The following is a 12,403-nucleotide window of genomic DNA, read 5'->3' on the forward strand; positions in this document are numbered from 1 at the left end:
CGGCCATTGGTTTGGTGGCGATCGTCTCTTCGCCCCAATGGATGGATGCCATTTATAAAAAATGGAATGCAGCGATTCTCGAAAAAATTTCGGTACTGGTCTTTTTTCTCTTAGCAGCATTGTCCCTGATGGGCTTCCAGCTCCCCCACGGTGAATTTGGCACGTTATTTAGTGGTGGTTGGATCACGATCCTCAATATCATCGTGGCGGTTAAGGTTGCCCTGGGTTCTTGGGCGGCGATTTTAATGTTTATTCGCTATCGCGGTTTACTGTAACCCACGGGATCAACGTAAAACCATGGTTTTTTGCTGGGATTCTAGGAAGCTGGTGATCCATTGTTTGAGGTGATGGGTTGCCCGACAATCATCTTCGTTGTAGCGGACAATGGCCTCTAATAATTGGCGATTGCCTGTTTCTAACCATTGGTCATACCAGCATACGGTTTGATCGCCGCTGACCCCCTGTTCGCGCCATTGGTAGCCGAGGCAATTGGCCAGGGCCTTGAGAGAATAACTTTCTACGGGAAACACGAGATATTTTGTCACCCATTGGTGAATATCCATCAGGCGACCCACAATTTTTTGGAGTTGCTGGGGCGGTGTGCCGTATTTTTTCCCCAGGCGATTGAGGGTGTCCCGTTCGTAGGGGGAAAAATGAAAAATCGGTGCTTCGGGAAATTGCGTGACAAATGCCACAAATTCTTGCCAAATTTTGCCTTCTTCTTCCAAAGTTTCTGCCACAAAACCGTAAAACTTTTCCTTTTGGTTTTGGCGATCGACCAGATACACCCCCAGAAGATAATCAACGTTGCGGTCGGGTTCTGCTTCGATATCAAAAAAAAGTTCGACGCTTCCCTGGGGAATAGGCTGGGTTTTGTTGGGACGGTTGATGCGCCAGACAACTTCTTGGTGGACAATCGCCCGGGCCTGTTGTTGGAGTTGCATGGCGATATCGGCGCCTAGGTGTTGGCCCAGGTGTTTGGGGGAGGTTTGGGCGAGGGATTCGAGGGTATTGACGCCGATGCCCTGGAGGGATTCGTAGCGGTTGGGGGTGACACCGGGCACGAGGGATAAATGGTTATCGGCCTGGGCGATCGCATAGCAATGGTTGTGCCAAGAGCAGAGGTGACAGCGTTGCCGGGAAATAAAGACTTCCGGCTCTAATTCGGGTAATAGCAGATTAATGCAGTCGGTGATCGTTTCCTGGAGTTTGTCGGCCCAGAGGTCTACGTCAACACGGTGGGGCCGGCGAGCCCGCAAAATGAGTTGGGTTAAGCGGGGCGATCGCCCTTGGATCGCTTCCAATAGAAAAGAGTGGAACATTGCCACCAGCTTGTATTCTGGCTTTGGTTTTTGGCCTAATTTGACGCTGATCGGTCGATAATGCCAGTTACCCCAGCGGGAAGGGCCAGCCTGTCGCAAGAGAACCGTGGGTTTCCCCACCAGGGTTAACTGTTCAACAGGGGTACCGGGCCATTGGTCGAAGTGATAGAGTAAGACCCCCCGATAAATGCATTCGACCCCTGCGGCCATCAGCGCTTCTGTTTCGGCGGCACAGGTTTCCCAATCGGCGGCGGCGGGTTCGTGGTAGGGGCGTTGACCCAGATATTCCTGAATTTGGCGCTGGTTTTCTTTGCGTAATTTTTGGAGAAAATCTTTTTCCGATGTCTGCTCAGTGCGATCGCCATGAAGGTCTAAAAAAGCCCGACGTTCACACCGCTTAAAATTCAACAACAGATCATCGCTCAGTAACATGTAGCACTCGGAATAAAAGAATCTCCTTGGAAAATAACATATCCCCCTGACCTCAGGCTGAGTAAATCTTTGCGGACTCCTTTAACCCAGAGGAGATTGGTGAAACAACAGGAGCGATAAAAAGAAATCCAACATAAAGATACCGATCCAAGTCGTCACCACCGCTGAGGTGGCAGAGCGACCCACCTGCTGCGTACTGCCGATGGTGGTCAGCCCCCAACTGCAGCCGATAATCCCCACCAATAGCCCAAAAAGAATCCCTTTGACGCCGACATTAATCAGGTCTCGGGGCTGGAGAAAAGTTTGTACAGACGTTAAAAAATTAATGGGGGCAAGATCATAGAACTGATAGGCGGCTCCGGTACCCCCGATCACCCCCACCACCAAGGCAAAGACCGTTAAAATCGGCAACATCAAACAGCAGGCCACCACCCGGGGCATCACCAGATAATCAACGGGATTAGACCGGAGCATATACAGAGCATCGATCTGTTCGGTGATTTTCATCGAGCCTAATTCCGCCGCAAAGGCCGACCCCACCTGGCCCGCAATGATACTCGCGGTCAAAATCGGGGCCAGTTCCCGACAAAAGGCGATCGCAAACGCCCCCCCGACGAAACTTTCGGCCCCAAAGGTGGTGAGTTCCCTTGCAGTTTGGATCGTAAAGATCATGCCCCCAAAAAAAGCGACCAGCAGCACTGGCACCAACGCCTTCGGTCCCGCCGTTAGCATTTGTTCCGTGATCTGGTCACGCCGGAGTTTCCCGCGCAGGAGACGCCATAGCACCTGGCCCAGCATTAAGCCTGCGCAGTAAAGCCGATACCAGAGACTCGGATCGCGTTTTTCCTCGATGGGTTCCATCTACTTTTGGCGATCGCCTTCAAAATGATGCGACTCTGACAAACTGAACGATCTCCAAACCTGCCTTAAAGCTCGAAATTAAAGCCAGCCTCCTTGAGCCGTTGATATTTAGCCTCATCAAAGGAGTACAGCCGTGCCGCGCGGTGGGCGACCCCAGTTTGCAACTCATCTAATTTAATCAGGAGATCCATTTTAAGGATTTTGCGCCGGAAGTTCCGCTTATCCAATTGGGTTCCTAAAATCTGCTCGTAGAGTTTTTGGAGTTGGGTCAAGGTAAATTTGCGCGGCAGCAGCTCAAAGCCAATGGGTTCATAGCGGAGTTTACCCTGGAGCCGTTGGGTCGCCACATCAATGATTTGCTGGTGATCAAAAGCAACATTGGGCAGTTCATCCAGCGAAAACCAAGCCACAGCATCAGCATCCGTTTGGGCATGAATTGGATGATCCTCTAGATTAATCAAAGCATAGTAGGCCACGGTAATCACCCGATCGCGGGGGTCACGATCCGGAGCCCCAAAGGTGTAAAGCTGCTCTAGAAATATTTTTTCGACGCCCGTTTCTTCCCGGAGTTCGCGCATGGCTGCTTCTTCGAGGGATTCATCAAGGCGTACAAAACCCCCCGGTAAGGCCCATTCCCCTTTAAAGGGTTCAACGCCCCGCTGAATCAGCATCATTTTCAGAGTATGGGTGGCGTCGAGGCCGAAAACAACACAGTCAACGGTAACGCTCGGTTTTGGATATTCGTAAGTGTAAGACATAGGATTTATGGGTTTTATGGGTTTCTTTTAAAAAGTAGAAGTAATGGTTAGCTCGCTTGGGCCTGGGGAATCAGGTTTTCGCGGTAGACACGGAAGCCCCCCTGTCGGAGTGCCAAGAGGGCCTGGTGATCGTCCTCGACCCAATAGTCTTGCCCAAGGCGAATAAAGGTGCGATCGCCGCCCCTCCCAACGATCACGATCACCGGGATCCGCCCCCGCTTCTTCTTATCCCCAGCCTGCTGTGACAAAATTTGCTTCAGTCGCTGCTGACTTTGGGTGTGATGAAGCTCACTCGGAGAGAGGCGAATCATCAACATTCGCACCTCTTCAATGGGTTCTAGATCGTCCACAATCAGTTGCGTTCGATCCTCTTTTTGTTGCACTTTGCCCCACACAATGACACGGCTATCAAGCTGTAAGAGTTGCTCAACTTTCTGATAAGTGCGGGGAAAGACAATCCCTTCTACTTGACCCGAAATATCTTCTAATTGAATAAAGGCCATGGGCTCATTATTGGCCTTCGTAAAAATCTTGCGCATGTCCGTGAGGATCGCCACGGCGCTGACTTTTTTATTGATGTGATTGGCGATCGCCGTGAGACTGATGGGCGATAAAATCGGCGAAATCGTTGACCGCAGCTTTTCTAAAGGATGTTCAGAAACATAAAATCCCAGCAATTCTTTTTCTTGCCGGAGCTTTTCTTCTAAGGTTAAATCAGCCACTTTGGGTAACACAGGGGCTTCATCAAATGCCGCTGCCGTATCTCCCAGACTTTCAAATAAATTCGTTTGACCACTGGCCTTTTCTTTCGCTTTCAACTGTGCCCAATCCATCATTAAATCCAGACCCTTCAGCATTGCCTGGCGATTATCATGGAGTGAATCCAGTCCACCACAGGTAATTAAAGTTTCTAGGGCGCGGCGGTTCACAACACGCAAATCTAACCGAGAACAGAGGTCAGACAAACTTAAAAAAGGCCCCGCTTCCCGGGCCGCTAAAATGGCATTGATCGCATTTTCACCAAGGTTTTGAACCGCTGACAAACCAAAACGAATCCCTTGACCTACGGGCTTAAAATCCAGGTCTGACTCGTTAATATCCGGTGGCAAGACCAGGATACCCATGCGCTCGGCATTTTCTCGGTACTTGCGGACTTTATCCTTATTTCCACTGCTGGCACTGAGCAGTGCCGTCATGTATTCAACGGGATAGTTCGCCTTCAGGTAAGCAGTCTGGTAGGTGACGTAGGCATAGGCCGTTGAGTGGGATTTATTAAAACAGTTAGCCGCAATAAGACCCTGACCCAATAAGAAATTATGGTCTTGACTGAGTCCAATATCATAGGTCGGCGCATGGCCAATGAACTTACGGCGAATGATTTTAACCAAAACTGCGAGAACCTTAGGTCGAGATCAACCCTATTCTATATAAAAAAAGTCATATTTTTCAGTTTTGTCTTGGCACACTTTCAGCCGACAGCGACCCACTTGATCCCGTTACTTCATCTTTTTTGTAAAGTAAGTCTCCGCATTTTCACGGAGTCACAGAGGACAAAGGGCCAATTGTTCTATTTTTTAGTTTGCGCAAGCCACAAGGCAATAAAAAATTCCCTTTTTCGATAGTTTGGCTTTAAATTTTAAGCATTGCTATGGCGACATCATAAACAAACTTTTTCTAATCTTTAAAAAAGAGAGAGGGTGACTCCATGAAAACTTTTCGTTTTTAACAAAAATGGGGGTCAGCCACGGGAGATGGCAAAGGGAGACGACGGCATTGAAGTTGCTGGAGAGGTTTGATTTGCAAAGAATTTTCGCAAACCCCATTTAATCAGGCGCTCAACGACAACGGCTGCAATCAAAATCAGAAAAATAAAGGGCACTAGCAAAAGTAAGCCAAGGAGAGGACTTTCCCCTGCTTTTGTTTCAGGAGCCACCGCCGGGGCAGTCGCAAGGGGGCTGGGTTGGGTTTCCTGAAGTTGGATTTTTTCTGGTGTCTGGGAGGTGACTTCGGGCATGATGTTAGTAGTCATCTCTTGTTCTAATGCAGCACTCATACGTTTTGCTCCACAAGCCTTATAACGTCCTTTGTCAGTTTACTGATAATAGCCCCCAAGGGTCACAGCGGCAAACGTTGAAGGATTTTGTGCCTGTGCCAGATATTTATTCTGTGGGTCGTTTGGATTTGGATAGCGAAGGGCTTTTATTATTGACCAATGATGCTCCTTTGAAGCATTATCTTTGCGAACCGAAATTTGCCCACCCCCGCACCTATTGGGTACAGGTGGAAAATATTCCGGACGGGCAGGCTTTAGAACAGTTGCGCCAGGGGGTAATGGTGCAAGGGAAAAAAACGCGGCCGGCGATCGCCAATCTTTTGACCCCTGAGCCAACCGTCCCCGCACGAGAACCCCCGATCCGGTTCCGGAAAAATGTCCCGACAGCCTGGTTAGAACTGACCCTAACGGAAGGGCGAAATCGTCAGGTGCGCCGCATGACCGCCACAGTGGGCCACCCCACATTACGCCTTATGCGCGTCGCCATGGGTGCAGGGCCAGCGAAATTAACCCTCACTGGTCTGGGGCCGGGGGAATGGCGGCCTTTAACGACGGCGGAGATTGGAGCCTTACAAAACCTGGTAAAAAAAGCCAAGCCAAACCAGCGATCGCCCCACAAAAAAACAGCCAGCCGCAAACCGAAGGGAAAACGCCGCTGACTATTTTGATTTTGAAAGATGTTTGGAACGAATAACGAAACTTGAAGATTTGCTGGTAGTTGCCCACCAGATCCCTATTGAGAGGGGCGCTTAATAAGCGAGGGTCTCCAGGGTTTCCTTGAGGTAAATGGTGACTTGCTGATCGACGCTGAGGTTCTCAAGGGCGAGGATTTCGCAATGGTTTGCATACCAGCGCTTGAAACCAGAACTGCGGGCGATCGCCTGCTTCAGGCTGTCCCAAATGGCGTGATCTGGGGATGCTTCAGTGTAGGCAGTGGTCGAGTGCGGCATTTTTCACCTCAGGAATAACGCTCTATACTTCATACTGTAACGCAATCGCCCAGAAAAGTAATGCTATCTAGTACACCGTTAGGGGAAATTTCTAGATAAAAATTTTGGCGCTAAATAGAGAGAAATTCGGGCAAAAGCAGCATTTTTTGCGCTTAATCGTCCATTTGCCAGGGTTCCCGGAGGTTATTCTCATCGAGAATTTTTTTCGGGCGCATCACCAAGAGGACTTGGCCTAAAATTTTGGCGATCGGTGCTTCGGCAAACCAACCCAATTCCACCTTACCATCGGCATCCACCGCAAAATAGCTGTTGTCATTCCAAACAGTTTGTTGACGATCGAGCAAAATCAAAACGGGTTCCGGCTTACCGGGAATGGGCTGGGGCAGTTGATCGGTTTGGTGGAAGATCACTACCGGATCTCCCGCTGTCAGCACATTTTGCCAACTGGGTAGCGGCACCAGACTTGTCGCTGCGGCAACTGTCACGAGATTAAAAGGAGACGCTTGCTTGAGGGGAGGCACGCTCAACAGGCGATCGCTTTCTAACGGTAAAGATCCCGCCACCGGAATTAGCAGGGGAACATTGGTGTCTTCGTCGTAACGGTAGAGGGGGAGGAGCGGGGCCGCCTTGGTGGGGCTGGTGGTGAGGTCACTGAGGAGTTGCTCGATTTTTTGCCGGACGGTGGCAGAATGGGCAAATTTTAACCCCTTGGCGATGAGGCGGGTGCGGTCTTGTAAATCTTTTTTTTGCTTGGCGGAGCGCCAGGCTTGGTAGGCAACGGCATCCCCAGGGTGTTCCGTGAAACCATCGGGAATTTGGGGTAAGCGGGCAAACTCTTGCATCGCCCGGGCCAGTTCCTTTGCTCCATCAAATTCAAGGCTTTTGGCCTGGCACACCTGGGCGGCGATCGCCCTTTGGCTATGACTTAAGATCCGTAGCTCATACAGCACATCAGAACGGGGGCCACGGCAATAGGCTAGCAGATCTTCGGGCACACCACTACCTGCGATGCTTTGGTACACCTGGGCCGCCACAATGATCATATTTTGCTGGGCCGTCTGGAAACCTGTCTGCTCAAAAATTTCCTGGGCGCTATGGCCTGACTGCTGGAGTTGTTGGCAACCAATGCCCCACTCGACCCAAGTCCCTTCCTTGTGGAGCAGTGACCGGAATAAAGCGTCCGTTTCTTCAGGGGAGAGTTTGTGTTCTGGAGATTGCGGTTGTCCAATCATAAAGCCGAATCAAAAGTGGAATAACGTAAAATGATAGGTAAATCAGTATTTGCCCGATAAACTTAATCATAAAGCGAGACTGTTCTAAACCGATCCTTCCCCCAGTTCCTATGAATTTTCCTGCCCGTCGGCAACCCCTCCGCCAAGCACCCCACCGTGCGCATCCGTTTCAAGATTGTGCCTTGGGACTCGTTTCCACTAAGAGCTTTCCGGCAATTGTGGGCACTGCGGACATGATGCTCAAGTCAGCGGCAGTTACCCTTGTCGGCTATGAAAAAACTGGGGGCGGCTACTGTACAGCCGTGGTTCGGGGGAAAACAGCAGATGTCCGCCTGGCCGTCGAAGAGGGGGCACGCACCGCTGCTCAGTTTGATCAATACGTTTCTAAATTAGTCATTCCCCGACCGTTGCCAAACCTCGAAGCCATTTTTCCCATTGGGAGTCACTTGGCAGAAATTGCCCAACAGCAACGGGGCTATAGTCGCTTGAGTAATCGTTCTATCGGTCTCCTAGAAACCCGTGGTTTTCCGGCGATGGTGGGGGCCGCCGACGCGATGTTAAAGTCCGCTGATGTACAACTGGCCTCCTATGAAACCATCGGGGATGGGCTGTGTACGGCGATTATTCGCGGGACTGTTTCCAACGTAGCGATGGCCATTGATGCGGGGATGCACGAAGCAGAACGGATCGGTGAGCTCCACGCGGTGATGATTATTCCGCGACTGCTAGAAGATTTAGAGCACACGTTACCGGTGGCGGAATACTGGCTAGATAAGGCAGAACCAATGCCAGACCTTGTGAAAGAAAAAGCACCCCAGCGCATCGCCTTACCGGAACTAGAACCCGTGTCGGCTCCTTTGGTCATTGAGGCGGAACCAGAAATTGAAAAGGCCGTTGAAGTCGAAATTGTAGAACCTTTTGATCCGGGCCAGGGCTATTAATTCTGAGACAGGGCTGCTATGGTGACCCTGATGTTTTTTTAACGAACCAATGAGGCTGGTATCCTTCGGCTATGGCTGTTTCCTCCTGGGAACGGTGGTGAGCTATTGGGGTTTGGGACGGTTTTGGCCGCCTTTGCAACGCTGGCTGCTGCTACTGGCTAGTGTCTTGTTTTATAGCCTGCTACAACCGCAATTTTTACCGTTGCTGGTAGGTCTGACGGCCTTGAACTTTTTTTGGGGTAAACTCCTCGTGCGCCAAGGCCCAGCGGGCGATCGCCCCCAGTCTTTGCGGCAAGCTTTTCGATTGTGGCAATGGCAGCCTGGGTATTGGCTGGGCTTAGGTATTTTTCTAAATCTAGCGGTACTCTTCGGGTTTAAATATATTCCTTTTACCCTGGAGAATCTAGCGTGGCTCTGGCCCTGGCCTGGACTAGAGCAATGGGCGATCGCCTTCCCAGAAACGCTGATCGCGCCCCTGGGGATTTCCTTTTTCACCTTCGAATGTATCGCCTATCTGGTAGATGTGTACCGGGGGGCGCCCGCGGCCCAGTCCCTATTGACATTTAGCAGCTATAAATTATTTTTTCCTAAACTCCTGTCGGGGCCGATTACTCGCTTTCATATCTTTTCTGGGCAAAGCCGTAGAACCGCAGGCTTATTACTCGACGAAGGGGTCGAAGGGCTATGGCTCATCGCCAGTGGGGCGGTAAAAAAAGTCCTCATTGCGGACAACCTGGGGGTTTTTGTGGAACTCTGTGCCAACAACCTCGAACGGGCAGGCAGCGGCGATCTGTGGCTTTTTGTCCTGGCCTATGGCCTCCAGCTTTACTTTGACTTTAGCGGCTATGTGGATCTGGCCCTGGGCAGTGCTAAGTTGCTCGGTTTTCAGCTCCCCGAAAATTTTGATTTCCCTTACTTTTCAACGAGTTTGGCAGAATTTTGGCGACGTTGGCATATCAGCCTAGGCGATTGGCTACGCAACTATCTGTATTTTCCCCTGGGAGGCTCTCGGCGAGGTCTGGGGCGCACCTGTGCCAATCTTTTTGTAGTGATGTTTTTGGCTGGACTGTGGCATGGGGCCGCCTGGGGTTATGTCCTCTGGGGTTGTCTCCACGGTTTGGGCCTAGGGATTCATCGATTGGGACAATGGTTTGCGAATCGTTGGCTGTGGTTAGAGAATTTTTGGGCGTCGCTGCCGGGAATACTGGGGGCATGGCTCTTGACCCAGGTGTTCGTGTTTTTGAGTTGGATTCCCTTCCGTTTACCAGATGGCCCCCGTGCTGTCTTGCTTTTGCGGCATCTGTGGCATTATCCAGGGGATCTGCAATTTACCCAAAAAATTTATTTGGAGGGGCTTGGTTTAACAAGACCTGATTTTTTGGTGCTGTTGGGTTTGCTCCTATTGGGCATGGGAGGCGCATATCTAGTGCAACGCCAATGGCAACTGCAACTGAATTGGGGCCTTAAAGTGGCGCTGATCCCCCTCTGTTTCTACGGTATTTTGATTTTTGGGCCAGAGGGGAATATTCCTTACATTTACTTTGATTTTTAGGATTTCCAGTCGGTTTGGGATTGCTGGAGAACGTACTGGGAGACGGCCTGAATTTCTTCGGGGCTGAGTTTGTCACCGTAGGCGGACATATTGCCTTTCCCCTGGGTAACAAGATTGGCGATCGCCGCCAGGTTGGTATAGCCATTTTTCGCCATGGCCCGTTTTTTGAGATTTTTGCCGCGCCGGACGATATTGCCACCATTGAGATGACAGCCGGCACAATGGGCTTCAAAGATCTGGGCGCCCTGGTCGAGATCAGCACCAAAGGCAGGGGTTGCCAGGAGGGGCACCAGCAACAGAACGATCATCACAAAGACAATGACTTGGACAAGGCGTTTATTCATCGGTAATTCGGGCAGGGATTAGTGTGCGTCGGTTCTATTCTAAAAACAAGCCGATACCGTTGTTAACCCGTCCGGCGGTAGTGGGGTGGCGATCGCTTAAATTAGCACCAAGGGCAAGGGCCGAAGATCCGCCCCCATCCAAATTCAAGGCATCCGTGGCCCCCATGCGACGAAGAATATTCGCCCATTCGTTGAGGGTTGCCCCTGCCGTTTCTTCTGCTGCCCCATGGAGGGTCACCAGGAGAATTTTGTTGTCTCGGGTTCTGGCGATCGCACTGCGGGAAGCTGACTGAATGTTGAAGGCCGTACTAAACTGTTCTGCCTGGCCATTGAGAACAACCTGACCATTTTTCAGAAGGAGCGGCCCACCACCGACAATATTTGGTAACGTCGCAAAACTATTGGGGGTAAATCTGGGTCGCCGTTCTAGGGTCACCCCCACGGGAAATTTGGCTGCCCCGGTGCGAAAGGAGCGGAAGACCAACAAATAACCACCTTGGGGGATTTCATAACTGTTTTGGCCCGCTTTCCCCGCTGTTTCCTGGCGAATGACCTGGTCGCGGCCCCCGGAGGTCATCACCGTCAGCACAATTTCATTATCAACGGCTGTGGTGTAACGACTGCCCCAGGCGCGGTCATACAGGGCGGCCCCGGCTTTCACATAGCCGCTATTGATCAGTTCAACCCCGACCTGTTCACCATTGCCCGCAACAATATCGGTTTCGACCTTGAGGCGGTCAAATTCCCAGCGGCCCGCATTATCCCAGGCCACCGCCCCCCGATTGAGAATCGGCCCCGAACGTAAAGCTCGATTGCCTTGGACAATTCCCAGGGGATATTGGTTATTGCGGTTAAAAAAGCCCGCATTAATGGCGGCGATCGCCTGATTGGTGTCTGCCTGGATCAACAGGGGCGCTAACCCCACAATTGTGTTGTTATCCGGGGTGATTGGCTTGAGCTGGAGTTGCCGTTGGGCCGGGTCAATTTCGAGCCAAGTCACCCGCACAGGCCCAGAACTGGCCGCAAAATTTTCCTGTCGCCACTGCACCCCAGGGAGCCATTGCACAGACCGATTTTGATTTTCTGGTTGCGATCGCAAATCGACCACTAGACGGGGTGGATTCGCCAAACTAAAGACCTGGATCTCTGGAGCCCCCGCTTTAAACACCAGTTCCGTTAAACCGTTACTATCGTTGAGGGTAAACGGCAGTGCATTCGCCGTTAATTGCGCCCTAAGCCGTTGGGCCGTCACTCCATAACCACTCTGGAGCCGCAGTTTTGTGGGGCTCACCTTTTGCCAGAGCACAGGCCGGTCTAGATCAATGACCAAGCGCGTGCCCCAGGTCTGTTGCCCCTGGCGGACACTCAAAATTTGCCCCTTAGGCGTCGTCAGCTCAAGGACATTGCCGTTGGGCCGGGCCTGCCACCGTTGCGCTGCGGCCAAAGCGGTCACATCGAGGTAACGGTAGGGAGCGGCAAAGCGAATCGGCAATTGGTAGGGAGTATTGTCAAACCAGGTGACTGGTTGCTGTCCCAAATCGAGGCCATTCCCCAATTCCATCCCCAGGGTTTTTTCCAAGGTCATCGACTCAATCCCCAGACGCACCGTGCCATTTTCTGACCACTGAGCCCAGGCTCCCCGGAGGGTTTGACCATTGAGGCGAATTTGACTGCCCTTGGCTTGGATTTGGGTATTAAGGCTCACGGGATTGGCGATCGCCCGCGGACTTGCCAAGTCTCCCACCAGCAAATTAGGTGTCCCAAAACTCAGCCCAAAACAACCCACTGTCCCCAAGAACCATTGCCAACGACGTAATCCCATCAAAGCCTACTCTTTCCTTACAACATCAACAAACACTGACTTTATCCCAGGGGAAATGTTTCACGCCCCCCAAACGACTGCCCTTTAACGGTATTCCCTATTGTTAAATGAATTTATTTCCTATAATATTGCTACG

The 12,403-nt window shown here is 51.3% G+C and carries 13 protein-coding genes; 4 read left to right on the plus strand and 9 right to left on the minus strand.

Annotated elements, in window-relative coordinates; genetic code table 11:
- The coding region (locus tag AACT35_RS01700) for an MnhB domain-containing protein (protein ID WP_339374579.1) at positions 1 to 275 on the plus strand (275 nt) is incomplete at its 5' end.
- A gap of 9 nt (positions 276 to 284) precedes the next feature.
- Here AACT35_RS01700 and AACT35_RS01705 read toward each other — a convergent pair.
- From AACT35_RS01705 to AACT35_RS01725, 5 genes are all read right to left on the minus strand, one after another.
- On the minus strand, positions 285 to 1,754 hold the full coding sequence (locus tag AACT35_RS01705) for a TM0106 family RecB-like putative nuclease (protein ID WP_099238386.1): 1,470 nt from the start codon (positions 1,752 to 1,754) through the stop codon (positions 285 to 287).
- A gap of 81 nt (positions 1,755 to 1,835) precedes the next feature.
- The gene (locus AACT35_RS01710; RefSeq protein ID WP_099238388.1) at positions 1,836 to 2,615 is read right to left on the minus strand and encodes an MlaE family ABC transporter permease; all 780 of its coding nucleotides are present in this window, start codon (positions 2,613 to 2,615) and stop codon (positions 1,836 to 1,838) included.
- A 65-nt stretch (positions 2,616 to 2,680) separates the two neighbouring features.
- Positions 2,681 to 3,373: an NUDIX hydrolase gene (locus AACT35_RS01715; protein WP_012307979.1), complete on the minus strand. Its 693-nt coding sequence runs from the start codon at positions 3,371 to 3,373 to the stop codon at positions 2,681 to 2,683.
- Positions 3,374 to 3,420: 47 nt separating this feature from the next.
- Positions 3,421 to 4,761, minus strand: a complete 1,341-nt coding sequence (locus AACT35_RS01720) for a helix-hairpin-helix domain-containing protein (RefSeq protein WP_099238390.1) — start codon at positions 4,759 to 4,761, stop codon at positions 3,421 to 3,423.
- A gap of 350 nt (positions 4,762 to 5,111) precedes the next feature.
- Positions 5,112 to 5,426: a hypothetical protein gene (locus AACT35_RS01725; protein WP_099238392.1), complete on the minus strand. Its 315-nt coding sequence runs from the start codon at positions 5,424 to 5,426 to the stop codon at positions 5,112 to 5,114.
- Here AACT35_RS01725 and AACT35_RS01730 point away from each other — a divergent pair.
- Positions 5,414 to 6,085, plus strand: a complete 672-nt coding sequence (locus AACT35_RS01730) for a pseudouridine synthase (protein ID WP_099238394.1) — start codon at positions 5,414 to 5,416, stop codon at positions 6,083 to 6,085. The genes AACT35_RS01725 and AACT35_RS01730 overlap by 13 nt on opposite strands.
- 90 nt (positions 6,086 to 6,175) lie before the next feature.
- Here the strand turns inward: AACT35_RS01730 and AACT35_RS01735 are convergent, their stop codons facing one another.
- Positions 6,176 to 6,376 carry a hypothetical protein gene (locus tag AACT35_RS01735; RefSeq protein WP_012307983.1) on the minus strand — a complete coding sequence of 67 codons (201 nt, stop codon included), beginning with the start codon at positions 6,374 to 6,376 and terminating at the stop codon, positions 6,176 to 6,178.
- A gap of 152 nt (positions 6,377 to 6,528) precedes the next feature.
- The gene (locus AACT35_RS01740) at positions 6,529 to 7,608 is read right to left on the minus strand and encodes a RuBisCO accumulation factor 1 (protein WP_099238396.1); all 1,080 of its coding nucleotides are present in this window, start codon (positions 7,606 to 7,608) and stop codon (positions 6,529 to 6,531) included.
- Between the two features lie 110 nt (positions 7,609 to 7,718).
- Between AACT35_RS01740 and AACT35_RS01745 the strand changes: the two genes are divergently transcribed.
- Together AACT35_RS01745 and AACT35_RS01750 are read left to right on the plus strand one after the other, a co-directional pair.
- Positions 7,719 to 8,549: a BMC domain-containing protein gene (locus AACT35_RS01745; RefSeq protein ID WP_012307985.1), complete on the plus strand. Its 831-nt coding sequence runs from the start codon at positions 7,719 to 7,721 to the stop codon at positions 8,547 to 8,549.
- 49 nt (positions 8,550 to 8,598) lie between these two features.
- Positions 8,599 to 10,101: an MBOAT family O-acyltransferase gene (locus AACT35_RS01750; protein ID WP_099238398.1), complete on the plus strand. Its 1,503-nt coding sequence runs from the start codon at positions 8,599 to 8,601 to the stop codon at positions 10,099 to 10,101.
- On the opposite strand, the gene AACT35_RS01755 is transcribed toward AACT35_RS01750, so the two are convergent.
- Together AACT35_RS01755 and AACT35_RS01760 are read right to left on the minus strand one after the other, a co-directional pair.
- A complete protein-coding gene (locus AACT35_RS01755; RefSeq protein WP_099238400.1) occupies positions 10,098 to 10,445 on the minus strand; it encodes a c-type cytochrome in 348 nt (115 codons plus the stop codon). The two genes, AACT35_RS01750 and AACT35_RS01755, sit on opposite strands and share 4 nt — an antisense overlap.
- Before the next feature lie 34 nt (positions 10,446 to 10,479).
- On the minus strand, positions 10,480 to 12,267 hold the full coding sequence (locus AACT35_RS01760) for a phosphodiester glycosidase family protein (RefSeq protein ID WP_099238402.1): 1,788 nt from the start codon (positions 12,265 to 12,267) through the stop codon (positions 10,480 to 10,482).
- Positions 12,268 to 12,403: the final 136 nt, after the last annotated feature.

The organism is Synechococcus sp. BDU 130192, from assembly GCF_963876085.1.
Lineage (GTDB): Bacteria > Cyanobacteriota > Cyanobacteriia > Cyanobacteriales > MRBY01 > MRBY01.

Bases quoted from the DNA above. Each gene is read 5' to 3' on its own strand.
- AACT35_RS01705 (WP_099238386.1), bottom strand. From the start codon at position 1,754: ATGTTACTGAGCGATGATCTGTTGTTGAATTTTAAGCGGTGTGAACGT.
- AACT35_RS01710 (WP_099238388.1), bottom strand. From the start codon at position 2,615: ATGGAACCCATCGAGGAAAAACGCGATCCGAGTCTCTGGTATCGGCTT.
- AACT35_RS01715 (WP_012307979.1), bottom strand. From the start codon at position 3,373: ATGTCTTACACTTACGAATATCCAAAACCGAGCGTTACCGTTGACTGT.
- AACT35_RS01730 (WP_099238394.1), top strand. From the start codon at position 5,414: ATGCAGCACTCATACGTTTTGCTCCACAAGCCTTATAACGTCCTTTGT.
- AACT35_RS01725 (WP_099238392.1), bottom strand. From the start codon at position 5,426: ATGAGTGCTGCATTAGAACAAGAGATGACTACTAACATCATGCCCGAA.
- AACT35_RS01735 (WP_012307983.1), bottom strand. From the start codon at position 6,376: ATGCCGCACTCGACCACTGCCTACACTGAAGCATCCCCAGATCACGCC.
- AACT35_RS01740 (WP_099238396.1), bottom strand. From the start codon at position 7,608: ATGATTGGACAACCGCAATCTCCAGAACACAAACTCTCCCCTGAAGAA.
- AACT35_RS01745 (WP_012307985.1), top strand. From the start codon at position 7,719: ATGAATTTTCCTGCCCGTCGGCAACCCCTCCGCCAAGCACCCCACCGT.
- AACT35_RS01750 (WP_099238398.1), top strand. From the start codon at position 8,599: ATGAGGCTGGTATCCTTCGGCTATGGCTGTTTCCTCCTGGGAACGGTG.
- AACT35_RS01755 (WP_099238400.1), bottom strand. From the start codon at position 10,445: ATGAATAAACGCCTTGTCCAAGTCATTGTCTTTGTGATGATCGTTCTG.
- AACT35_RS01760 (WP_099238402.1), bottom strand. From the start codon at position 12,267: ATGGGATTACGTCGTTGGCAATGGTTCTTGGGGACAGTGGGTTGTTTT.